20 protein-coding genes and 1 tRNA gene are annotated in these 19,214 nt (G+C 67.9%); 4 read left to right on the top strand and 17 right to left on the bottom strand.

Annotation, left to right across the window (positions count from 1 at the left end; translation table 11 throughout):
- Positions 1–9: 9 nt before the first annotated feature.
- The 11 genes from ureC to urtA form a co-directional block, all read right to left on the bottom strand.
- Complete coding sequence (gene ureC, locus LIG30_RS09710; RefSeq protein WP_038711666.1) at positions 10–1,716, bottom strand: urease subunit alpha; 1,707 nt, start codon at positions 1,714–1,716, stop codon at positions 10–12.
- 26 nt (positions 1,717–1,742) lie between these two features.
- Positions 1,743–2,048, bottom strand: a complete 306-nt coding sequence (locus LIG30_RS09705) for an urease subunit beta (protein WP_038711665.1) — start codon at positions 2,046–2,048, stop codon at positions 1,743–1,745.
- A gap of 10 nt (positions 2,049–2,058) precedes the next feature.
- A complete protein-coding gene (gene ureA, locus LIG30_RS09700; protein WP_006406310.1) occupies positions 2,059–2,361 on the bottom strand; it encodes an urease subunit gamma in 303 nt (100 codons plus the stop codon).
- 212 nt (positions 2,362–2,573) lie between these two features.
- Complete coding sequence (locus LIG30_RS09695) at positions 2,574–3,455, bottom strand: urease accessory protein UreD (protein ID WP_038711662.1); 882 nt, start codon at positions 3,453–3,455, stop codon at positions 2,574–2,576.
- Positions 3,456–3,490: 35 nt separating this feature from the next.
- Complete coding sequence (locus LIG30_RS09690) at positions 3,491–4,360, bottom strand: nucleotidyl transferase AbiEii/AbiGii toxin family protein (protein ID WP_038711660.1); 870 nt, start codon at positions 4,358–4,360, stop codon at positions 3,491–3,493.
- The gene (locus LIG30_RS09685) at positions 4,348–5,433 is read right to left on the bottom strand and encodes a type IV toxin-antitoxin system AbiEi family antitoxin (protein WP_038711659.1); all 1,086 of its coding nucleotides are present in this window, start codon (positions 5,431–5,433) and stop codon (positions 4,348–4,350) included. The genes LIG30_RS09690 and LIG30_RS09685 overlap by 13 nt, the downstream gene beginning before the upstream one ends.
- Before the next feature lie 252 nt (positions 5,434–5,685).
- Entirely contained in the window at positions 5,686–6,378 is a 693-nt protein-coding gene (gene urtE, locus LIG30_RS09680; RefSeq protein WP_038711657.1) for an urea ABC transporter ATP-binding subunit UrtE, read from the bottom strand.
- Between the two features lie 4 nt (positions 6,379–6,382).
- A complete protein-coding gene (gene urtD, locus LIG30_RS09675; RefSeq protein WP_038711656.1) occupies positions 6,383–7,252 on the bottom strand; it encodes an urea ABC transporter ATP-binding protein UrtD in 870 nt (289 codons plus the stop codon).
- Positions 7,249–8,436 carry an urea ABC transporter permease subunit UrtC gene (gene urtC / locus LIG30_RS09670; RefSeq protein ID WP_038711654.1) on the bottom strand — a complete coding sequence of 396 codons (1,188 nt, stop codon included), beginning with the start codon at positions 8,434–8,436 and terminating at the stop codon, positions 7,249–7,251. Before urtC ends, urtD begins: the two co-directional genes overlap by 4 nt.
- 1 nt (position 8,437) lies before the next feature.
- Positions 8,438–10,054, bottom strand: a complete 1,617-nt coding sequence (gene urtB / locus LIG30_RS09665; protein ID WP_083493975.1) for an urea ABC transporter permease subunit UrtB — start codon at positions 10,052–10,054, stop codon at positions 8,438–8,440.
- Between the two features lie 97 nt (positions 10,055–10,151).
- The gene (gene urtA / locus LIG30_RS09660; RefSeq protein WP_038711651.1) at positions 10,152–11,459 is read right to left on the bottom strand and encodes an urea ABC transporter substrate-binding protein; all 1,308 of its coding nucleotides are present in this window, start codon (positions 11,457–11,459) and stop codon (positions 10,152–10,154) included.
- A gap of 321 nt (positions 11,460–11,780) precedes the next feature.
- Here urtA and LIG30_RS09655 point away from each other — a divergent pair, with 321 nt between their 5' ends.
- Positions 11,781–13,109: an aspartate aminotransferase family protein gene (locus LIG30_RS09655; protein WP_038711728.1), complete on the top strand. Its 1,329-nt coding sequence runs from the start codon at positions 11,781–11,783 to the stop codon at positions 13,107–13,109.
- Positions 13,110–13,192: 83 nt separating this feature from the next.
- Here LIG30_RS09655 and LIG30_RS09650 read toward each other — a convergent pair whose 3' ends face one another.
- The 4 genes from LIG30_RS09650 to hemN form a co-directional block, all read right to left on the bottom strand.
- Positions 13,193–13,516 carry a rhodanese-like domain-containing protein gene (locus tag LIG30_RS09650; protein ID WP_038711649.1) on the bottom strand — a complete coding sequence of 108 codons (324 nt, stop codon included), beginning with the start codon at positions 13,514–13,516 and terminating at the stop codon, positions 13,193–13,195.
- Between the two features lie 10 nt (positions 13,517–13,526).
- The gene (locus LIG30_RS09645; protein ID WP_038711648.1) at positions 13,527–14,180 is read right to left on the bottom strand and encodes a protein-L-isoaspartate O-methyltransferase family protein; all 654 of its coding nucleotides are present in this window, start codon (positions 14,178–14,180) and stop codon (positions 13,527–13,529) included.
- A gap of 102 nt (positions 14,181–14,282) precedes the next feature.
- Positions 14,283–14,540, bottom strand: coding sequence for a hypothetical protein (locus LIG30_RS09640; protein ID WP_038711647.1), 258 nt, complete (start codon positions 14,538–14,540; stop codon positions 14,283–14,285).
- Positions 14,541–14,614: 74 nt separating this feature from the next.
- Entirely contained in the window at positions 14,615–15,997 is a 1,383-nt protein-coding gene (gene hemN, locus LIG30_RS09635; RefSeq protein ID WP_038711645.1) for an oxygen-independent coproporphyrinogen III oxidase, read from the bottom strand.
- 149 nt (positions 15,998–16,146) lie between these two features.
- Here hemN and LIG30_RS09630 point away from each other — a divergent pair, with 149 nt between their 5' ends.
- From LIG30_RS09630 to LIG30_RS09620, 3 genes are all read left to right on the top strand, one after another.
- Positions 16,147–16,479 carry a YkgJ family cysteine cluster protein gene (locus LIG30_RS09630; RefSeq protein ID WP_038711644.1) on the top strand — a complete coding sequence of 111 codons (333 nt, stop codon included), beginning with the start codon at positions 16,147–16,149 and terminating at the stop codon, positions 16,477–16,479.
- Positions 16,476–17,057, top strand: coding sequence for a DUF1439 domain-containing protein (locus LIG30_RS09625; RefSeq protein ID WP_038711642.1), 582 nt, complete (start codon positions 16,476–16,478; stop codon positions 17,055–17,057). The genes LIG30_RS09630 and LIG30_RS09625 overlap by 4 nt, the downstream gene beginning before the upstream one ends.
- 76 nt (positions 17,058–17,133) lie before the next feature.
- A complete protein-coding gene (locus LIG30_RS09620; RefSeq protein ID WP_038711639.1) occupies positions 17,134–17,964 on the top strand; it encodes an undecaprenyl-diphosphate phosphatase in 831 nt (276 codons plus the stop codon).
- A 160-nt stretch (positions 17,965–18,124) separates the two neighbouring features.
- Here LIG30_RS09620 and trmB read toward each other — a convergent pair whose 3' ends face one another.
- Entirely contained in the window at positions 18,125–18,889 is a 765-nt protein-coding gene (gene trmB, locus LIG30_RS09615; RefSeq protein WP_038711638.1) for a tRNA (guanosine(46)-N7)-methyltransferase TrmB, read from the bottom strand.
- 149 nt (positions 18,890–19,038) lie between these two features.
- Positions 19,039–19,113 (bottom strand) — tRNA-Gly (locus LIG30_RS09610).
- Positions 19,114–19,214 lie beyond the last annotated feature (101 nt).

Below are 19,214 nucleotides of genomic sequence, written 5' to 3'. Positions count from 1 at the left end.
ATCGTCAGGTCAGAACAGGAAATAGCGCTGCGCCATCGGCAGCACCGAGGCCGGCTCGCAGGTGAGCAGCTGGCCGTCGGCGATCACGTCGTAGGTTTCCGGATCGACGCTGATCGCCGGCCGCCACGCGTTGTGGATCATGTCGGCCTTGGTCACGTGGCGGCAGTTGCGCACCGGCACGATCCGCTTCGCGAGGCCGTAGCGCCCGGCGATGTCCGCGTCGGCGGCCATCTGCGACACGAAGGTCAGCGACGTGCGCGCGAGCGCGCCGCCGCGGGTCGCGAACATCTCGCGGTAGTGGACGGGCTGTGGCGTCGGGATCGACGCGTTCGGGTCGCCCATCTGCGCCATCGCGATCATGCCGCCCTTGACGATCATCGCGGGCTTGACGCCGAAGAACGCCGGCTCCCACAGCACCAGGTCCGCCCATTTGCCCGGCTCGATCGAGCCGACTTCGTGCGCGATGCCGTGCGTGATGGCCGGGTTGATCGTGTATTTCGCGACGTAGCGCTTCGCGCGGAAGTTGTCGTGGCGCGCGCTGTCGCCGGGCAGCGCGCCGCGCTGCACCTTCATCTTGTGCGCGGTCTGCCAGGTGCGGATGATCACCTCGCCGACGCGGCCCATCGCCTGCGAATCGGACGACAGCATCGACAGCGCGCCGAGATCGTGCAGGATGTCCTCGGCGGCGATCGTCTCGCGGCGGATCCGCGATTCGGCGAACGCGAGATCCTCGGCGATCGACGGATCGAGGTGATGGCACACCATCAGCATGTCGAGGTGCTCGTCGAGCGTGTTGATCGTGTAGGGCCGCGTCGGGTTGGTCGACGACGGCAGCACGTTCGCCTCGCCGCACACCTTCAGGATGTCCGGCGCGTGGCCGCCGCCCGCGCCCTCGGTGTGGTACGTGTGGATCGTGCGGCCCTTGAACGCGGCGACCGTCGATTCGACGAAGCCGGCTTCGTTCAGCGTATCGGTGTGGATCGCGACCTGCGTGTCGGTGTCGTCCGCGACCGACAGGCAGGCGTCGATCGCGGCGGGCGTCGTGCCCCAGTCCTCGTGCAGCTTGAGGCCGATCGCGCCGGCGGCGATCTGCTCGGTCAACGGCTGCGGCAGGCTCGCATTGCCCTTGCCGAGAAAGCCGAGGTTGACCGGCCAGCCGTCGGCCGCCTGCAGCATCCGCTCCAGGTGCCACGGGCCGGGCGTGCAGGTCGTCGCGTTGGTGCCGGTGGCCGGCCCGGTGCCGCCGCCGATCATCGTCGTGACGCCGGACGCGAGTGCCTCGTCGATCTGCTGCGGGCTGATGAAGTGGATGTGCGTGTCGATGCCGCCGGCCGTCACGATCAGGCCCTCGCCGGCGATCACCTCGGTCGCCGCGCCGATCGCGATCGTCACGCCCGGCTGGATGTCGGGGTTGCCGGCCTTGCCGATCGCGGCGATCCGGCCGTGCTTGATCGCGATGTCGGCCTTCACGATGCCCCAGTGATCGAGGATCACCGCGTTCGTGACGACGGTGTCCGCGACCTCGGCGGCGACGCGCTGCGACTGGCCCATGCCGTCGCGGATCACCTTGCCGCCGCCGAATTTCACTTCCTCGCCGTAGATCGTGCAGTCGCGTTCGATCTCGATCAGGAGCTCGGTATCGGCGAGACGGATGCGGTCGCCCGTCGTCGGGCCGAACATTTCCGCGTATGCACGGCGGCTCAAGCGTAGTGTCATGTGTGGATTCCTGAAGACCGGGGCGCTCAGAGCGGCCCCATCACCTTGCCCTGAAAACCGTAGACGGCGCGTGCGCCGGCCAGCGCGACCAGCTCGACGGTGCGCGTCTGGCCCGGCTCGAAGCGCACGGCCGTGCCGGCCGCGATGTTGAGCCGGAAGCCGCGCGCGGCCGCGCGGTCGAACGACAGCGCGTCGTTGACTTCGTGGAAGTGGTAGTGCGAGCCGACCTGCACCGGGCGGTCGCCGGTGTTCGCGACCGTCAGCGTGAGCGTCGCGCGGCCCGCGTTCAGTTCGAGCTCGCCGTCGTCGGTGAGGATTTCGCCGGGGATCATCGCGTTCTCCTTACGGAATCGGATGGTGGACCGTGACGAGCTTGGTGCCGTCCGGGAAGGTCGCCTCGACCTGGATGTCCGGAATCATCTCCGGCACGCCGTCCATCACGTCGTCGCGGGTCAGCAGCGTGGTGCCGTAGTGCATCACTTCGGCGACGGTCTTGCCGTCGCGCGCCGCTTCCATCAGCGCGGCGGTGATGAATGCGACCGCTTCCGGGTAGTTGAGCTTCAGGCCGCGCGCGCGGCGCCGTTCGGCGAGCAGCGCGGCGGTGAAGATCAGCAGCTTGTCTTTTTCTCGTGGCGTGAGCTTCATGTGGGCGATCGTTCAGGAAAGCGTCGGGTTCGTTCCGTGCCGCTCGCGCGGCCGGACCGGTGCGCGGTCATCGTAGCACCGCGCCGGCGGCCGCGTGACGGGTGCGAACGATGCAGCAAGGCATGTGCCATGCGCGTGCCGCGCGCATGGGTGCATCGTCGTGGTGCGTGCGGCGCACGGCCCGGTGCGCGATGCCTCGCGGTGGTGCGCGTTCAGGTCTGCCAGAGCCGCAGCGGGTGCGGCGCGACACCGTGCACGATCGGGCGCAGGTGCAGCCAGCACTGGACGAAAAACCGCTGCAGGTCTTCCATCGACGTGGCGAGCGCGCGCACGAGCAGCACGCCGGGCGCGACGCAGGTGACGCCCGCGCGCAGCGTGTCGTCGAACGGCATCCGTTCCGCGAGCGCCTCGGCGAGCGCGCCGTCGCACGCGGCGCCGGCCGCCCACAGCGTGCCGTAGACGGGGAAGCCGCCGAGCCCCTGCAACGCGCCGCGCAGCGTGTCGTGCGCGTCGAGCCGGGCGCGCTCGGCCCAGAGCGGCCGCCCGTGCGCGTCGACGATCGCCGACGTCGACGCGATGCGGCCCGCCGACCATGCTTCGCCGGCCGCCACGCGGCCGAGCTGCGTCGCGTCCCAGCCGAGTGCGCTCGCGCCCGCGCCGAGCGTCAGCGTGAAATCCAGCGACGCGTGCGCGGCGTCGAAGAACAGGTTGTTCTGGGGCAGCCAGTCGAGCTTCGCGCCGTCGCCGAGCTTGATGTCGATGCACTGTGCGGCGTCGAGGCCGTTCGACTTGTACCACTTGGTAGCGCCGGGCGTCGTCAACACGGCGTGCGCGCCGTCGCCGAGCGCGATGCCGATGTCGAGCCGGTCGCCGCCTGCGACGCCGCCGGGCGGGTGGACGATCACCGCATGGCAGATCGCGTCGCCTTCCGGGTAGAGCGGGCGCTGCACGCGCAACGGGCCTTCGTGCAGCCGGTGGCGAAGCGTCGTGCGCGCGTGTTGCGTGTCGAAGCCGAGTTCGAGGCGGGCGTGCCAGGATTTGGGGGCGGGGTTGGCGGCGCGCGTGAGCGAGGCGTGGGGATTTGGGGCGGACATCGATTGAATGGGGGAGTTGGCGCGCTTATTCATGCCTATCCGCGCAACCCGAGTTCTCGCAACAATGCGTCCACTTGCCCATACGCGTCTCGTTGCCATTGTTCGGGCGTGCGCTCCCCCAGAATCCGTGAGTCCTCGACAAAGCGTCTGACGGAAGTCGGGCCGAAGCCGTCCGGCACATCGAATTTCTCGGCAATGTGTCCAAACCCGATTGCACCGCTTTCAAGTTCGAGAAGCGGGCGGCAAGCGTCTGCCAGGGCCGGGATGCCGTCCGGATAATTGCGCACGCAAAAATAGACGTCGTACGCGTCCTTTTGCTTGAGCCGGCCGTTCAACGCGTAGCCCTTCATCGCGAGCAACGCGGGAATGGAGCACACCGCGATTTCCACCTTGTTCGTGCCGCCGTTCGGCATCGATCCGGAGATCGCCGTCATTTGATGGAAGCGCGTCGCAAGATCGGCACCGTCTGCCCGCTGAACCGCGAAATTATCGAGCAGCGGGGGAATGTTCCGTTCGATTTCGGCGTGGCGAGGCATCAGGAAATCGACGATGACGTCGATTGGCGATCCCCTATCGTTCGTCTGGACCCGACGGACGAGCTGGAAGCGTCGCAGGCCTTCTCGTTGCCGGTAGCCGTTTCCCATCAGGGCTGCCACAAGGCTCGCATATTCCCTTTCGGCCAGCGCTTCGGCATCGAGACTCAGGTCGACGTCGATCGTGCCCACGTGACGCATCTCGTCGTTATCGAGCAGCAGCCAGGGCACGGCGCCACCGACGACCGCGAACTTGCCGCGGAAGCTGCCGAGAATCTGGCCGATCTCGATCAGCACGGATTTCACCGCGGCGGTGGTGCGATCGTCGTAATCGGTTGCGGACTGGGGATCTTGCGGAACTATGCCTGCCATCTCATCCTTTCCTCGCGTAAATGCCGGGCGGCTTCCATTCCACGTTCGCCGGCGAGGGCGAGATCGAGATACGTCTGGACGAGGCTGGTGCAAATGGCGCCCGGCGCCGGTTCGATCGTATCCCGCAGCAAGCCGTCGTCTTTGGGAAGCGTGATCACGACGTTTTCGCCGTTCGAGACAGGCATCAGGTTCAGCGCCGCCTTGAGTGCGTCGAGTCCTGCCTCGGTCGCATAGAAATACTGGGTGGCGGTTCGGCCATACGGCGCAATCCAGGCGGCCGCCGAAAATGACGCGAACGCTGCGTGGCGCGTCGCCGTATCGTGCGCGCCCAGCGCATTTCTCGCGGCATGTTCCAAGGCACTGCCGTGCAGCGCCGTATAGAACAGCTTTCGTTCGCCCGCGGGTGCGTCGTAGCTGTCGCGCCACGCGTCGAGCAGCGCATCCGGCTGTGTCAGGTGGAGTCCGTCGCGGCCGGTTTCTGCCCATTCGCGGTCCAGTAGCCCGGTACGCACGTTGCTGACGTGGCCGAGGCTTACGCCGGTTGCGTTCGCCAGTTCCGCGACACGCCAGGTTCGGCGCGGCTCGCGCAGCATCGCGCGAAGCACCTGCGCCGACTTCGGTTTGAACAAGGACCTGAGTTCCCGGCGCTCTGCCGCAGGATGGTCGGCAACCTGACGATCGATGAAAACGCCGCCAAACGAAATCGATGCATTTCCCTCGAGATCGAGATAGCCGACGTTGCTTTGCTGGCAGATCGCTCGCGTACCCGGAGAGAAATAAGGGGCAATGAGGATCGGCACCATGTCCGGCGCAACGTTTGTCTGGTAGTCGCGTAACTTCAGCAGCGCATGACTGACATAGCGCGGCTGCCCGTTCGGCAGCACTTCGCACAGGAGTCGATACGGCTGCCCGGCCGTCCGAATCTGCACGACGAGGTCGATGTTGCGGTCGCCGGCAGGCTGCTCGACTCGTACCTCATCGACCTCGATGATCGGCACCCGCGAAAGAAGTTGCTCCAGTGCCGTACGGCTCTGGAGTCCGGTCTCGTTCATTGGGGAGTCGAGTTTCAGCATTTGTTGAATATGGTTGATGCAGTGAAATCCGTCAAGACTTTCATTGAAATTGACGGTTTCAACAAATGCTGAAATGATTGATTTCTTTGAAATTCTCACAGAATGAGCGCGTTTCGGAGCGCTACGTCGAGCTCCCGATCGGGGGCGCGTTGTGGTGCCTCCCCCCTCGATTCGCGAGCGCTCGAGCAACGGGCGAACGCTCGCGGACGAAGCGCGCCGGGCAAGGCGGACGGGAAGTCCGGCTCCTTTCGGCTACACCGCGATCAACTCGCGCACGCCGTCGCGCTCCATGTGCTGCGCGTCGCCGCCCGCGACGATCTCGCCGCGGCTCATCACCCAGTAGCGATCCGCGATCGAGCGCGCGAAATCGTAATACTGTTCGACCAGAAGCACCGTCATCTTCGATTCGTCGACGAGCTGCCTGAGCGTGCGGCCGATGTCCTGGATGATCGACGGCTGGATGCCCTCGGTCGGCTCGTCGAGGATCAGCAGCTGCGGCTCGCTCATCAGCGCGCGGCCGATCGCGAGCTGCTGCTGCTGGCCACCCGACAGGTCGCCGCCGCGCCGCGCGCGCATGTCCTTCAGCACCGGGAACAGCGCGTAGATCCGGTCGGGCACTTTCGACGGCGCCTTCCGGCTCGCCGCGCCGACGAGCAGGTTCTCCTCCACGGTCAGCCGCGGAAAGATGTCGCGGCCCTGCGGCACGTACGCGAGCCCCGCCGCGACGCGCGCATACGGCGGCATCGCGCCGAGCGTGGTACCGCGCCACGACACCGTGCCGCTCTTCGCGGCGACGACGCCCATCAGGCAGCGCAGCAGCGTCGTCTTGCCGACGCCGTTGCGGCCGAGCAGCACCGTGAGCTTGCCGTCGTCGGCGGCGAGGCTCACGTTGCGCAGGATATGGCTGCCACCGTAATACTGGTTCAACGCGTCGATCTTCAGCATCGCATCATCGTCCGAGATAAGACTCGATCACCGCGTCGTCGCGCTTGACCTGATCGAGCGTGCCGTGCGCGAGCACCGCGCCTTCGGCCATCACCGTCACGCGCCCGGTGTCGCCCGCGAGCGCCGCGACGAATTCCATGTCGTGCTCGACCACCATCATCGAGCAGGTGCCGCGCAGCGCGTTCAGCAGCTCGGCGAGCTCCATCGTCTCGTGATCGGTCATCCCGGCCGCCGGCTCGTCGAGCAGCAGCAGCGCCGGGCGCTGCATCAGCAGCATGCCGATCTCGAGGCGCTGCTTCTGGCCGTGCGACAGTTCCCCCGCCGCACGAAACGCATGCGCGTCGAGGCCGATCAGCGCGAGCGTCTCCTCGATCTTCGCCTGCGCGGCGCGGTCGAGCCGCGCGCGCAGCGACGCGAGCCAGCCCTTGTCGGTCTGCATCGCGAGTTCGAGGTTCTCCCACACCGGATGCTGCTCGAACACGGTCGGCTTCTGGAACTTGCGGCCGATGCCCGCGCGCGCGATCTCCGGCTCGCGCATCCGCGACAGGTCGATGGTCTGGCCGAGGAACACCTTGCCCGCATCGGGGCGCGTCTTGCCGGTGATCACGTCCATCATCGTCGTCTTGCCCGCGCCGTTCGGGCCGATCACGCAGCGCAGCTCGCCCGCGTCGATCGACAGCGACAGCTTGTTCAGCGCGCGAAAGCCGTCGAAGCTGACCTCGATGTCCTCCAGATAGAGAATCGTGCCGTGCGACGTGTCGATGCCGGGCGTGACGACGCGCGACATCGCGGCGGTGCCGCTGACCGAGAACGCTTCGGCGAGCCGCTCCTCGTCGCCCGGATATACGAAGTGATAGAGCGCGGTTCCGTTCATGCGCGTTTCCCCCGGGCAAGCGCGGCGTCGACGAGACCCATGATCCCGCGCGGCAGCAGCAGCGGCACCAGCACGAAGATCAGGCCGAGGAAGAACAGCCAGTATTCGGCGAAGTACGCGGTGAAGAAGCTCTTCGCGCCGTTGACCGCGAACGCGCCGACGATCGGCCCGATCAGCGTGCCGCGTCCGCCGACGGCGACCCAGATCGCCATCTCGATCGAGTTGCCCGGCGACATCTCGCCCGGGTTGATGATGCCGACCTGCGGCACGTACAGCGCGCCCGCGATCCCGCACAGCGCGGCGGACACGGTCCACACGAACAGCTTGTACGCGAGCGGGCCGTAGCCGAGGAACATCAGCCGGGTCTCGCCGTCGCGCACCGCGGTGACGACGCGCCCGAGCTTGCTCGTGACGATCGCGCGGGCGGCGACGAACGCGAGCACGAGCGTCGCGAAGGTCAGCAGGAACAGCACCGTGCGCGTGCCCGGCGACGTGACCGGAAAACCCGCGATGCGCTTGAAGTCGGTGAAGCCGTTGTTGCCGCCGAAGCCGGTCTCGTTGCGGTAGAACAGCAGCATCGCCGCGAACGTCATCGCCTGCGTGATGATCGACAGATACACGCCCTTCACGCGCGAACGGAACGTGAAGAAGCCGAACACCCACGCGAGCGCGGCGGGCGCGAGCACGACCAGCGCGAGCGCATAGGCGAGATGCTGGGTGCCGTGCCAGTACCACGGCAACTGGTGCCAGTCGAGGAACACCATGAAGTCGGGCAGGTCGCTGCCGTACTTGCCGTCACGGCCGATCTCGCGCATCAGGTACATGCCGATCGCGTAGCCGCCGAGCGCGAAGAACAGGCCGTGGCCGAGGCTCAGGATGCCGCAGTAGCCCCACACGAGGTCGAGCGCAAGCGCGGCGATCGCGTAGCACATCAGCTTGCCGGCGAGCGTCATCGCATACGCGGACAGGTGGAACGCGCTCGATTCGGGCGCGACGAGCGCGGCGAGCGGCACGCCGACGCCGATCGCGACGCACAGCGCGACGAGCGCGAGCCACGCGCGGCGCGACAGCAGCGCGGGGCGGGGCGGCAGGCCGAGCGCGAAGCCGCCGGCCGCGCTCGCGGCGGCGGGCGACGGCGGTTTCGCGGCCGCGGCGTTCGACAGCGAATCGGTGATCGAAGTCATGTCAGGCCTCCGCGCTGCGCCCCTTCAGGGCGAACATGCCCTGCGGGCGTTTCTGGATGAACAGCACGATCATCGCGAGCACCGCGATCTTCGCGAGCACTGCGCCCCAGAACGGCTCGATCGCCTTGCTGGCGAGCCCGAGACCGAAGCCGCCGAGCACCGTGCCGGCGAGCTGGCCGACGCCGCCGAGCACGACCGCCATGAACGAATCGATGATGTAGTTCTGGCCGAGATCCGGGCCGACGTTGCCGATCTGCGACAGCGCGCAGCCGCCGAGGCCGGCGATGCCCGCGCCGAACGCGAACGCATACGCGTCGACCCGCGCGGTCTTCACGCCGACGCACGCGGCCATCTGCCGGTTCTGCGTGACCGCGCGCACGAACAGGCCGAGGCGCGTCTTCGTCAGCACGGCCCACGCGATGCCGACGACGGCGAGCGCGAACGCGAGGATCGCGAGCCGGTTGTACGGCAGGATCAGGTTCTGCATTACGGTCACGCCGCCGCTCATCCACGACGGGTTGACGACCTGCACGTTCTGCGCGCCGAACAGCATCCGCGTCGCCTGGATCAGGATCAGGCTGACGCCGAACGTCGCGAGCAGCGTTTCGAGTGGCCGGCCGTACAGATGGCGCAGCACGAGTCGTTCGAGCACCGCGCCGACCAGCGCGGCCGCGGCGAACGACGCGGGAATCGCGATGAGCGGGTACCAGTCGAACGCGCCGCTCGCGTAGCGCTGGAACAGCGTCTGCACGACGTAGGTCGCGTAGGCGCCGATCATCAGGAACTCGCCGTGCGCCATGTTGATCACGCCGATCAGCCCGTAGGTGATCGCGAGGCCGAGCGCGGCGAGCAGCAGCACGCTGCCGAGCGACAGCCCCGCGAACAGCGTGCCGGCGATCTCGCCGCGCCGCTGCAGCGCATGGAGCGCGTCGAGTCCGCGCTGCGCCGCATCGCGCACACGCGGATCGGTTTCCGCGAAGCTGCCGTCGGCATTCTTCGCGACGAGCGGGCGCAGCTGCTCGATCATGTCGAGGTCGTCGCGCGCGGCGACGACGCGCACCGCGTCGAGCCGCTTCGCCGGATCGGGATCGTGCAGCGCGGCGATCGCCCACAGCGCGTCGAGGCGGCGCTTGAGGGCCGGGTCGGTTTCCTTCGCGCGGGCCCGGTCGATCATCGGCTGGAGCGCCGGATCGGGCGACTTCAGCAGCGCGTCGATCGCGTCGCGCCGCGCGGCGGGGTCGGGCGACGCGAGCGCGAGGCCGGACAGCGCGGTGGCGATCTTCGCGCGCAACAGGTTGTTCAGCATCACCGGCTGCGCGTCGCCGGCCGGCACGGGCGCCTGCGTCAGCGCATCGCGCGCGGTGTCGCCGGTCTGGATCAGCAGGCGGCCGTTGGCGGCGGCGAGCGCATCGCCGCTCGACAGCGCGTCGAGCAACGCGACCGACGGCGCGTCGCCGACGGCGGCGAGCCGCCCGACCGCGGCGAGTTTCGCGTCGAAATCGTCGCCGGCAAGCGCGGCGGTGTCGGCGGCCGTCAGCGCGAAGGCGGGCGGCGCGAGGCCGGCCAGCGCGCAGCACGTGGCGAGCATGACGGCGGCGCGGCGAAAGGGCTTGGGCATCGATCGATCCTCGCGGGCGGGAAGGGCGCGCGGCGCACCGCGCGCGGGAAGGACGCCGCACGTCGCGCGGCGTCCGCGGGCGAACGGCCCCCGGCCGTCAGACGAGCGCCGCGCGCGAGCGGCGCAGGAACGCCGGGATCGAGCTGACGATGTCCGGCTTGCCCTGGTTGCCCGCGATGAACGGGCTCCACGGCTGCGCGCGGACCGCGGTTTTGGTCTTCCACACGACGTTGAACTGCCCGTCGCCGCGGATCTCGCCGATCATCACCGGCTTGTGCAGATGGTGGTTGCCGTCCATCGTCAGCGTGAAGCCCGACGGCGCGGCGACGCTCTGGCCGATCATCGCGGCGCGCACCTTGTCGACGTCGGTGCTCTTCGCCTTCTCGACCGCCTGCTTCCACATATGGATGCCGACGAAGGTCGCCTCCATCGGGTCGTTGGTGACGCGCTTCGCGCCGCCGGGCAGGTTGTTCGCCTTCACCCACGCGGCGAACTGCTCCTTGAATTTCGTGTTGGCCGGACTCTTCACCGACATGAAGTAGTTCCAGGCGGCGAGATGCCCGACGAGCGGCCGGGTGTCGATGCCGCGCAGCTCCTCCTCGCCGACCGAGAACGCGACGACGGGCACGTCGGTCGCCTTGATCCCCTGGTTGCCGAGCTCCTTGTAGAACGGCACGTTCGAATCGCCGTTGATCGTCGAGATCACGGTGGTCTTGCCGCCCTGCGCGAAGTTCTTGATGTTCGCGACGATGGTCTGGTAATCGCTGTGGCCGAACGGCGTGTAGACCTCCTGAATGTCGGCATCCTTCACGCCCTTCGACTTGAGGAACGCGCGCAGGATCTTGTTGGTCGTGCGCGGATACACGTAGTCGGTGCCGAGCAGGAAAAAGCGCTTCGCGCCGCCGCCTTCCGCGCTCATCAGGTACTCGACGGCCGGGATCGCCTGCTGGTTCGGCGCGGCGCCCGTGTAGAACACGTTGCGCGACATTTCCTCGCCTTCGTACTGCACCGGGTAGTAGAGCAGGCCGTTCAGTTCCTCGAAGACGGGCAGCACCGACTTGCGCGACACCGAGGTCCAGCAGCCGAACACGCATGCGACCTTGTCCTGGGTCAGCAGCTGGCGCGCCTTTTCGGCGAACAGCGGCCAGTTCGACGCGGGATCGACGACGACCGGCTCGATCTTGCGGCCCATCACCCCGCCGTTGCGGTTGATGTCGGCGATGGTCATCAGCGCCGTGTCCTTCAGCGACGTCTCGGAGATCGCCATCGTGCCGGACAGCGAATGCAGAATGCCGACCTTGATCGGGCCGGTGCCGGCGTCCGCGGCGCGGGCGAACGGGGTCTTGCCCGCGAGCGCGAGCGCGCCGGCCATCGATCCGAACTTCAACAGACTGCGACGATTCATCGAGTTCCCCTTGACGTTGTTGGATGAGTGCGCCGAAACGGCGCGGACCGGAAGGGGTTACGCAAGGCATGTGCCAGTTGCGCGGCAATCGTCGCCGACGCGTGCCGGCACGGGCAGAGCGGCGGTGCGTGCGGCGCGGCGTGCGGCGCACATGGTCCGTTGCGGTGCAGTATCGGGGGCACCGTGGTGCACGGTTGTGCATCCCCGTTGCGGTGCCTACACTCGGTATTCGACTTGCGCTCTACGATGCCGCACCGCCGCACCGCCGCACCGCCGCACCGCCGCACCGCCGCGTCGACCGTTCGTTCCGAGGAGCCCGCCATGAGCCCGCACGAAGCAAGCACGCCCGACCTGTCCGCCTTCTGGATGCCGTTTACCGCCAATCGCCAGTTCAAGGAGGCGCCGCGCCTGCTGGTCGCCGCGAAGGGGATGTACTACACGTCGCACGACGGCCGGCGCATTCTCGACGGCACCGCGGGCCTCTGGTGCGTGAACGCCGGGCATGGACGCGACGAGATCGTCGCCGCGGTGCGCGCGCAGGCCGGCGAAATGGATTTCGCGCCGACCTTCCAGATGGGGCATCCGGTGGCGTTCGAGGCGGCCACGCAGATCGCCCGCCATACGCCGGGCGACCTCAAGCACATCTTCTTCACGAATTCCGGCTCGGAAGCGGTCGACACCGCGCTGAAGATCGCGCTCGCGTATCACCGCGCGCGCGGCGAAGGGCAGCGCACGCGCTTCATCGGCCGCGAGCGCGGCTATCACGGCGTCGGCTTCGGCGGCATCTCGGTCGGCGGGATCGCGCCGAACCGCAAGGCGTTTTCCGGCGCGCTGCTGCCGTCGGTCGATCATCTGCCGCATACGCTGAACCTGAAGGAAGCCGCCTTCTCGAAGGGCCAGCCTGCATGGGGCGCGCATCTTGCCGACGAGCTGGAGCGGCTCGTCGCGCTTCACGACGCATCGACGATCGCGGCGGTGATCGTCGAGCCGATCGCCGGCTCGACGGGCGTGCTGATCCCGCCGAAGGGCTATCTCGAACGCCTGCGCGCGCTATGCGACCGCTACGGCATCCTGCTGATCTTCGACGAGGTGATCACCGGCTGGGGGCGGCTCGGCGCGCCGTTCGCCGCGCAGTTCTTCAACGTCACGCCGGATCTGCTGACGATGGCGAAGGGCACCAACAACGCGGCGGCGCCGATGGGCGCGGTCGCGGCGAGCGGCGCGATCCACGACGCGATCGTCGACGGTGCGCCGGCCGGCATCGAGCTGTTCCACGGCTATACGTATTCCGGCCACCCGCTCGCGGCGGCGGCGGCCTGCGCGACGATCGACCTGTACGAGCGCGAGCAGCTGTTCGCGCGCGCGGCGCAGATGGCGCCCGTGTTCGAGCGCGAGATCCACAAGCTGAAGGACGCGCGGCACGTGATCGACGTGCGCAACCTCGGCCTCGTCGGTGGCGTCGAGCTGAAGCCGCGCGACGGCAAGCCGGGCGCGCGCGCGTACGACGCGTTCGTCAAGTGCTTCCAGAAAGGGGTGATGGTGCGCTATACCGGCGACATCCTGGCGTTCTCGCCGCCGCTCATCGTCGAGGAGGCGCAGATCGTCGAGCTGTTCTCGACGGTTGCCGACGTGCTGAAGGAAACGGAGTAACGCGGGAGCCGGGAACGGGCGCGCATCGCGCGCCCGTGTGGCGGGTCAGGTGTGGCAGGCCGGCGAGGTGCGGCTGCCGAGGCTCAGTAACGCGGAACCGACGGATCGACGTCGCGCGACCACGCGTCGATGCCGCCCTGCAGGTTGTAGAGCTTCGTGAAGCCGCGCGATTCGAGGAACATCGCGACCTGCGCGCTGCGCATGCCGTGATGGCACACGCAGACGATTTCCGCGTCGTCGTCGAGCTCCTCGCTGCGCGCGGGGATCTGCTGCATCGGAATCGATACGCTGCCCGCGATCTTCGCGGTGTCGACTTCCCACGGCTCGCGCACGTCGAGCACGACGGGCGCGGGGCGGTTTCCGTCAGCGAGCCATGCCGCGAGCATCGCGGCGGTCAGGATCTGCATCGTGCCGCTCTCAGAACGTGAAGCGCGACGGCTCGATCGCGTTGACCAGATGGTCGACGTAGGTTTCGAACACGTCGGCGACGCGGTATTGCTTCTCGTCGATGCGCGTGATGATCTGCGCCTTCATCACCGGACGGCCGCCGACGAACGCCGCGAGACGGCCGCCGATCTTCAGCTGCTCGAGCAGTTCCTGCGGCACGACGGGCAGGCCGCCCGACATGCAGATCACGTCGTACGGCGCCTTCGCCGGCCAGCCGCGCGAACCGTCGCCGATCGCGACTTCGACGTTCGTCAGGCCGTTGTTGCGCAGGTTCTCTTCAGCCAGCTTCGCCAGCGCCGGATCGATCTCGACCGTCGTGACGTGATGGCCGCGATGTGCGAGCAGCGCAGCCATGTAGCCTGCGCCCGTGCCGATCTCGAGCACGCTTTCGTGCTTCTTCACCGCGAGTTCCTGCAGGATGCGGGCCTCGACGCGCGGGAACATCATCTTGTGGCCGCCCGGCAGCGGCAGTTCCAGATCGGCGAACGCCAGGTCGCGGTACGCGGCCGGCACGAAATTCTCACGCTTGACGACCGACAGCAGGCCGAGGACCTCCTGATCCAGCACGTCCCACGGACGGATCTGCTGTTCGATCATGTTGAAACGCGCTTGTTCGATATTCATGGTAGTCATGCAGCCGGATCGGCCGTCAGCGATGGATAGAAAAACTTTCCAATTGTATCAAACGGGGCACGCGGGATGCCTTCGGGAAGCCTGCAAAGCACCTTATCGCTTGCTGTTCTTGATCTGCGCCTCGAATGCGAGGTCGAGCTTGCTGGCCTTGCGGGGTTTCTTCGGCCCGAAGCCGTCGACGAATGCGACGAAATCGTCGAGCGGCAGCGGGTCGCAGCGCTTGTCCGCGGTGCCGCTTGAGCGGTCGACCAGATAGAACAGGCCGCCCGGCATTGCGACCGCTGCGAAGTGCGGGTTGCCGGAGCGGGTCTTCAGGCGTTCGACCGCGTGGGTCGCTTTGGTGGTGCGCATCGTGCGGATCCGGCAGGGAGGCTCAAGGCGACACTGTACCAACAACCGCCCCGGCCTGCGCGGCCGGGCGCGGCTCAGACGGTGCGCGAGTAGCGCTGCTGCGCGCCGGCGAGGTACGCGTCGAACACCATCGCGATGTTGCGCACGAACATCCGGCCCGCCGGGTGGATCGTGAGGCGGTCGCCCGACACCGTCAGCAGCGCGTCGCGCTCGAATTCGCGCAGCGTTTCCAGCTCGCGTGCGAAGTGATCGGCGAAGCGGATGCCGTAGGCCGCGTCGAAATGCGAGAACGGCAGCTCGAGGTTGCACATCAGCTGCGTGATGACGTCGCGGCGCAGCCGGTCCTCGGCGGTGAGCCGCACGCCGCGCGCGATCGGCAGCCGGTGCGAATCGAGCGCCGCGCCGTACGCGGGCAGATCCTTCTCGTTCTGCGCGTAGACATCGCCGATCTTGCCGATCGACGACACGCCGATGCCGATCAGGTCGGTGTCCGCGCGCGTGCTGTAGCCCTGGAAGTTGCGCTGCAGCGTGCCGTTGCGCTGCGCGCGCACCAGCTCGTCGGTCGGCCGCGCGAAATGGTCCATGCCGATGTACACGTAGCCCGCCGCGGTGAGCGTCTCGATCGCGAGGCCGAGCAGCGCGAGGCGGGTCGCGGGCGGCGGCAGCGTCGCGTCGTCGATCTGCCGCTGCATCTTGAACAGGTGCGGCATGTGCGCGTAGCCGAACACCGACAGCCGGTCCGGCGCGAGCTCGACGATCTTCTCGAGCGTGCGGCCGAAGCCCGCCACCGTCTGGTGCGGCAGGCCGTAGATCAGGTCGACGCTGATCGACTGATAGCCGGTCGTGCGCGCCGCGCTCAACAGGTCGGCAGTCATTTCGAGCGGCTGGATGCGGTTGATCGCCTGCTGCACGACCGGATCGAAATCCTGCACGCCGAGGCTCAGCCGGTTGAAGCCGAGCGTGCGCAGGTGGCCGAGCGTGGCCGGCGTGACCGTGCGCGGATCGATCTCGATCGAAAACTCGGCTTCGGCGTCGGGCGCGAGCGAGAAGTGCTCGCGGGTCGCCGCCATCAGCTCGGCTGTCTCGTCGTCGGACAGGAAGGTCGGCGTGCCGCCGCCCCAGTGCAGCTGCGTGACCGTGCGCGCCGGGTCGAACAGCGACGCCTGCAGCTTCATCTCGCGCTTGAGCTGCTCCAGGTACGGGCGCGCGCGACTTTTGTTGCTGGTTGCGATCTTGTTGCAGCCGCAGTAGAAGCACGCGGTGGCGCAGAACGGGATGTGGAAGTACAGGGACAGCTCGCTCGACGACGCGCCCGGATCGACCGCCGCGCGGACGTAATCGGCCGGATCGAACTGGTCGGTGAACTGCAGGGCCGTCGGATACGACGTATAGCGCGGCCCGTTCGTGCTGTATTTCGCGAGGAGATCGGGGCGGAACAGGGTGTCGGCAGAGGTCATCGCGGGCTCGCGCGTTTTCTAGATACTTTCGAGTATATAAATGGCCGATTGTTATGGATTGTGTAATAACGTCGCAGCCGGCGATGGCACAATGCGGGTGCGGCGGCCGGACGCGGTGTGCGGTGCCGCGATCCGTTCGAGAGAGTCGAGTGTCTGAAGAAAAGCTTGCCCAGCGGGCGTCGGGCGGCGAACCGTCGCCGCACGCGTGCCGCGAAGGGTGCGGCGCGTGCTGCATCGCGCCGTCGATTTCCAGCCCGATCCCGGGCATGCCCGGCGGCAAGCCCGCCGGCGTGCGCTGCGCGCAGCTCGGCGACGACCTGCGCTGCCTGATCTTCGGCCGGCCCGAGCGTCCCGCGTGCTGCTCGGGGCTGCAGCCGCAGCAGCCGATGTGCGGCGCGTCGCGCGCCGACGCGCTCGCGTGGCTCACCCGGCTCGAAACCGCGACGCAACCGTCGCGCCCGTTCGCAGGAGAATCCGCATGACCATCCGTCGCACGCTCAGCCGGCGCCGCTTTCTCGTCACCTGCGCCGCCGCTGCCGGCGTCGCCGTCTCGCTCGGCGCATGCGCGTCGACGTTCCCGTTCATCCCCGATCACTACACGTTCTCGCGCGGCGACGTGCAAAAGGCGGTCGGGCGCAAGTTCCCGTATCAGAAGACCGTCGCGCAGTTCGTCGACGTCGCGCTCGCGAATCCGGTCGTCGGCCTGCAGCCGGAGCAGAACCGCGTCGCGGTGCAACTCGACGCGCATTTCGCGAGCCCGTTCCTGCGCGCGCCGGTGACCGGCAAGTTCACCGTGTCCGGCCAGCTCGCGTACGACGCACCGAGCCGCTCCGTCGTGCTGAAGTCGCCGTCGGTCGACGGCCTGACCCTTGACGGCGACGCGCAGGCGTTCGCGCAGCAGGTCGGCGCGGCGGCTGGCATGATCGCCACCCAGTTGCTGACCGACTACCCGGTCTACACGTTCAAGCCGGAACAGCTTCAATTCGCCGGCGTGAATTACGAACCCGGTACAATCACCATCCTTACAAACGGCATACGCGTGGCGATCGTCGAGAAATGACGTCGCGCCGCGCGCGGCCGGGCGGGCCGCGGCACGTATGCGGCCCATTTCCGACCACTTCGAAACTGGGCCACGGATGGACTGGATACTGATCTGCAAGGCATTGATCCTCGGCGTCGTCGAGGGCCTGACGGAGTTCCTGCCGGTGTCGAGCACCGGCCATTTGATCGTCGCGGGCAGTTTGCTGGATTTCAACGATGCGCACGAGAAGACTTTCGACGTCGTGATCCAGTTCGGCGCGATCCTCGCGGTGTGCTGGGAATACCGCCGCAGGATCGCGTCGGTCGTGACCGGCCTGCCGAGCCGCCCGGATGCGCGGCGCTTCGCGCTCAACGTGGTGATCGCGACGATTCCCGCGGTCGCGCTCGGGCTGCTGTTGGAGAAGAAGATCAAGGCGGTGCTGTTTTCGCCGGTGCCGGTGGCGTTCGCGCTCGTCGCGGGCGGCGCGGTGATCCTGTGGGCGGAGGCGCGGCAGCGCGAGGGCGGCGAGCCGCCACGCGTGCAGTCGATCGATGCGCTGACGCCCGCCGACGCGCTGAAAGTCGGCCTCGCGCAGTGCTTCGCGCTGATTCCGGGCATGTCGCGCTCCGGCTCGACGATTATCGGCGGCATGCTGTTCGGGCTGGAGCGGCGCGTCGCGACCGAATTCTCGTTCTTCCTGGCGATTCCGATCATCTTCGGTGCGACGCTCTACGAGACGGTCAAGGACTGGCATGCGTTCTCGGTCGATTCGCTCGGGCTGTTCGGGCTCGGGCTGGCGGCGGCGTTCGTCAGCGCGTTCGGGTGCGTGCGCTGGCTGCTGCGCTACGTCGCCGCGCACGATTTCACCGTGTTCGCGTGGTACCGGATCGGGTTCGGCCTGCTCGTGCTGCTCGTCGGGTACAGCGGCTGGCTGGACTGGGGTTGAGGTGGAGCGGGCGCAGCCCGGTGCGGAAAAGCAGACGGCCCGATCGGCAGAGGGATGCCGGTCGGGCCGTTGTGTTTTTGTCTGTCATTGGCGTGAACAGGCTCGGGACGGGGCGGCCGTGTTGCCGGCCGCCGTTGCGTCGGGCGCCGTTGCGCGGCGTTCAGCCGGCGCGCTTCCGGAAAACGAGATCCCAGACGCCGTGGCCGAGCCGCAGGCCGCGCCGCTCGAACTTCGTGACCGGCCGGTAATCGGGGCGGGGCGCATAGCCGTCGGCGGTGTTCTCGAGCGACGGATCGGCGCCGAGCACCTCCAGCATCTGTTCCGCATAGTTCTGCCAGTCGGTCGCGCAGTGCAGGTATGCGCCGGGCTTCAGGCGCGATGCGAGCAGCGCGACAAGCGGCGGCTGGATCAGCCGGCGCTTGTGATGGCGCGCCTTGTGCCACGGATCGGGGAAGAAGATGTGCACGCCGTCGAGGCTTTCTGGCGCGAGCATGTGCTCGATCACTTCGACCGCGTCGTGCTGGATGATGCGGATGTTGGTGAGATCCTGCTCGCCGATCAGCTTCAGCAGCGCGCCGACGCCCGGCTCGTGCACTTCGACGCCGAGGAAGTCGTCGCCGGGACGGTGCGCGGCGATTTCCGCGGTCGACGCGCCCATGCCGAAGCCGATTTCGAGGATGCGCGGCGCCTGGCGGCCGAACACCGCTTGCCAGTCGGGTGCTTCCGGTGCGTAGGGCACGACGAAGCGCGGGCCGAGATCGTCGAGCGCGCGGCGCTGGCCGGTCGATACGCGGCCGGCGCGGGTGACGAAGCTGCGGATGCGGCGGTGGTGCAGCGGATTGACATCGTCGTTGCCGGCGGCGGCTTCGTCAGGGCTTGCGTCGTCGTGCGGCGGCAGGCCGGCTTCGTTCGGATCGTGCATCATCGGTGACAGAAAGGCTCGGTTGCGGGCGAGAGCCCGGTGCGCGTGTCGCATGCCGCGCGGCCGGGGCGGCGCGCGATGCGGCGCCCGGTACAAAAAAGCCGCCTTCGACGAGGCGGCTTGCGCGCGGCTGCGAGGCAGCCTGAAGAAAGTGGAGCGGGCGATGGGAATCGAACCCACGTCATCAGCTTGGGAAGCTGAGGTAATGGCCATTATACGACGCCCGCAGAACGGATAATTCTACAGGGAATTCGGTCATTCGTGCAATCTGTGCGTCCGGGGTGTGCCGCAAAATACGCAAACGTCGCCTGCCCGGGCAGGTCGCGTT

It is taken from the genome of Burkholderia sp. lig30 (genome assembly GCF_000687455.2).
Lineage (GTDB): Bacteria > Pseudomonadota > Gammaproteobacteria > Burkholderiales > Burkholderiaceae > Burkholderia.
This window is presented reverse-complemented; position numbering and strand designations above follow the sequence as displayed.

What these genes read in the sequence shown, in the direction of transcription:
- LIG30_RS09655 (WP_038711728.1), top strand. Translation starts at nt 11,781, where the DNA reads ATGAGCCCGCACGAAGCAAGCACGCCCGACCTGTCCGCCTTCTGGATG.
- LIG30_RS09690 (WP_038711660.1), bottom strand. Translation starts at nt 4,360, where the DNA reads ATGGCAGGCATAGTTCCGCAAGATCCCCAGTCCGCAACCGATTACGAC.
- LIG30_RS09640 (WP_038711647.1), bottom strand. Translation starts at nt 14,540, where the DNA reads ATGCGCACCACCAAAGCGACCCACGCGGTCGAACGCCTGAAGACCCGC.
- LIG30_RS09650 (WP_038711649.1), bottom strand. Translation starts at nt 13,516, where the DNA reads ATGCAGATCCTGACCGCCGCGATGCTCGCGGCATGGCTCGCTGACGGA.
- LIG30_RS09620 (WP_038711639.1), top strand. Translation starts at nt 17,134, where the DNA reads ATGGACTGGATACTGATCTGCAAGGCATTGATCCTCGGCGTCGTCGAG.
- LIG30_RS09705 (WP_038711665.1), bottom strand. Translation starts at nt 2,048, where the DNA reads ATGATCCCCGGCGAAATCCTCACCGACGACGGCGAGCTCGAACTGAAC.
- urtA (WP_038711651.1), bottom strand. Translation starts at nt 11,459, where the DNA reads ATGAATCGTCGCAGTCTGTTGAAGTTCGGATCGATGGCCGGCGCGCTC.
- urtC (WP_038711654.1), bottom strand. Translation starts at nt 8,436, where the DNA reads ATGACTTCGATCACCGATTCGCTGTCGAACGCCGCGGCCGCGAAACCG.
- ureA (WP_006406310.1), bottom strand. Translation starts at nt 2,361, where the DNA reads ATGAAGCTCACGCCACGAGAAAAAGACAAGCTGCTGATCTTCACCGCC.
- trmB (WP_038711638.1), bottom strand. Translation starts at nt 18,889, where the DNA reads ATGATGCACGATCCGAACGAAGCCGGCCTGCCGCCGCACGACGACGCA.
- LIG30_RS09685 (WP_038711659.1), bottom strand. Translation starts at nt 5,433, where the DNA reads ATGCTGAAACTCGACTCCCCAATGAACGAGACCGGACTCCAGAGCCGT.
- urtE (WP_038711657.1), bottom strand. Translation starts at nt 6,378, where the DNA reads ATGCTGAAGATCGACGCGTTGAACCAGTATTACGGTGGCAGCCATATC.
- LIG30_RS09645 (WP_038711648.1), bottom strand. Translation starts at nt 14,180, where the DNA reads ATGAATATCGAACAAGCGCGTTTCAACATGATCGAACAGCAGATCCGT.
- urtB (WP_083493975.1), bottom strand. Translation starts at nt 10,054, where the DNA reads ATGCCCAAGCCCTTTCGCCGCGCCGCCGTCATGCTCGCCACGTGCTGC.
- LIG30_RS09695 (WP_038711662.1), bottom strand. Translation starts at nt 3,455, where the DNA reads ATGTCCGCCCCAAATCCCCACGCCTCGCTCACGCGCGCCGCCAACCCC.
- LIG30_RS09625 (WP_038711642.1), top strand. Translation starts at nt 16,476, where the DNA reads ATGACCATCCGTCGCACGCTCAGCCGGCGCCGCTTTCTCGTCACCTGC.
- ureC (WP_038711666.1), bottom strand. Translation starts at nt 1,716, where the DNA reads ATGACACTACGCTTGAGCCGCCGTGCATACGCGGAAATGTTCGGCCCG.
- urtD (WP_038711656.1), bottom strand. Translation starts at nt 7,252, where the DNA reads ATGAACGGAACCGCGCTCTATCACTTCGTATATCCGGGCGACGAGGAG.
- hemN (WP_038711645.1), bottom strand. Translation starts at nt 15,997, where the DNA reads ATGACCTCTGCCGACACCCTGTTCCGCCCCGATCTCCTCGCGAAATAC.